General features: G+C 33.6%; 2 protein-coding genes. Both read left to right on the top strand.

Translation table 11 applies throughout. The features are described 5' to 3' along the window. Positions 1-15 precede the first annotated feature (15 nt). Entirely contained in the window at positions 16-852 is an 837-nt protein-coding gene (locus J7J33_02840; GenBank protein ID MCD6168229.1) for a copper amine oxidase N-terminal domain-containing protein, read from the top strand. Then, on the top strand, positions 842-1,772 hold a 931-nt coding region (locus tag J7J33_02835; GenBank protein MCD6168228.1), incomplete at its 3' end, for a hypothetical protein. The genes J7J33_02840 and J7J33_02835, both read left to right, overlap by 11 nt.

The following is a 1,772-nucleotide window of genomic DNA, read 5'->3' as shown; positions in this document are numbered from 1 at the left end:
AATTAGGAGTAAGAAATGAAGAAAACAAGTGTTGTGTTTATGATTCTCTTGTTAATATTTAACTTAGTATTGCTTAAGGGAGCTTTTGCTCAGACATATCTGGATTTGTTTGTAAAGGATATAAAGGTTTCAAAAACTATTATATTTGAGGATGATTCTTTTGATGTTCTTGTCAAGTTGGGTGTTAAGGGTGAGTGGGAAGAAATAAAGGAGAGTCCTGAAGTTATAGTGTCTCTCTTCTGGGATATTCCTTCAAGGTTTACACTCATAGACTCAAAGATCATAACTGTTGATGAAAAGAATGTTACGATTAAATTCAGTGTAAATCTTGAAAAGAAAGATTTTATTTCTGAATCTATGGATTTAACAGGGGATAGATACCTTGTTGCAGAGGTAGATAGTGGGCATGATCTTCCAGAGATAAATGAGAAGAATAATGTTTTTAAAGAGAAGATCCACATATTTTCTAAAAAATCCACTGTGATTGATTTGTGGATAGGTAAAAAAACTGCCCTTATCAATGACAAGGAGTATAAACTTGATGTTCCTCCAATCATAAAAGATGGAAGAACACTTGTCCCTATAAGATTCATTGCTGAGGGATTCGGTGGAGAGGTAGAGTGGGATGGAGAGGAGAAGAAAATAACCATTGAAATTGGAAAAACAACAATAGTTATGTGGATAGGTAAAAAAACTGCCCTTATCAATGACAAGGAGTATAAACTTGATGTTCCTCCAATCATAAAAGATGGAAGAACACTTGTCCCTATAAGATTCATTGCTGAGGGATTCGGCTCTTATGTGTTTTGGTTTAGTAAAGATAAAAAAGTTACAATAGTCTATGAGGGTTAGATTCCTTGCATTGATTCTTTTGATTGCTTTTCTTTCTTCACCTGTACCTACAAACAGGGTGGATAAATTATTCCTTGTCTATATGGCTGCAGATAACAATTTATACATTCAGGGAATGGGAGATATACTCGAGATGGAAAAAGCAAAAAAAGATAATCTAAAGGTCATTGCTCTTGTGGATGATAAGACTGGAACAAGAATTGAAGAAATCACAGATAGAGAAGAGATTATTGAGGAAAGAAAAAATGAAGATAGCGGAGATCCAGAAGTTCTCTTTAAATTCTTAAACTTTGCTCTCTCAACCTATCAGGCTAATGAAATAGTACTTGTTATGTGGGGACATGGGGATGGTAGAAACTTTAAAGGGAGGGAAGGGAAAGGAATATGTTTTGATGAAACCCATTCCGATTTTCTAACAATAGGAGAGATAAAGGATGTTTTAAGTAAAATAAAGGAGAGGTTCAACAGAAAAATTGATATTCTTATATTTGATGCCTGTTTTATGCAGAGTATTGAGGTTTCTTATGAGTTAAGAGATTATGTTGATTTTGTGTTGGGTTCCCAAACCTATGTTCCCCTTGATGGTCTTCCCTATGATGAGGTTATTACCACTTTTTCTGAGAGTAAATCCGATTTGAAGACATTGAGTGTAAATATCGCAGAAGCTTACTTTAACTCTTATAACAACGGAAGTCAAGGAAATGAAAATGTAACATTCTCAGTAATTGATACATCGTATGCAGATGAGATAAAAAACTTTGTAAATAGTATAATACCGATTTTGATTTCAAAGGATGATGTTCTCTCTGTCAGGGAGAAATACGAAGTTCCCATGAATGAAAAGTACATCGATTTCATCTCATTCATTAATGATACATTGGATGAAAATAAAACTTTTAAATTTATCCTCCTTATTAAAA

The organism is Caldisericia bacterium (assembly GCA_021158845.1).
Classification (GTDB): Bacteria; Caldisericota; Caldisericia; order B22-G15; family B22-G15; genus B22-G15.
Note: the sequence above shows the minus strand (reverse complement) of the source record. Positions and strands in the feature narration are given on the sequence as shown.

Excerpts from the sequence above, each read along its gene's own strand:
- J7J33_02840 (MCD6168229.1), top strand. The coding sequence starts at position 16 with ATGAAGAAAACAAGTGTTGTGTTTATGATTCTCTTGTTAATATTTAAC.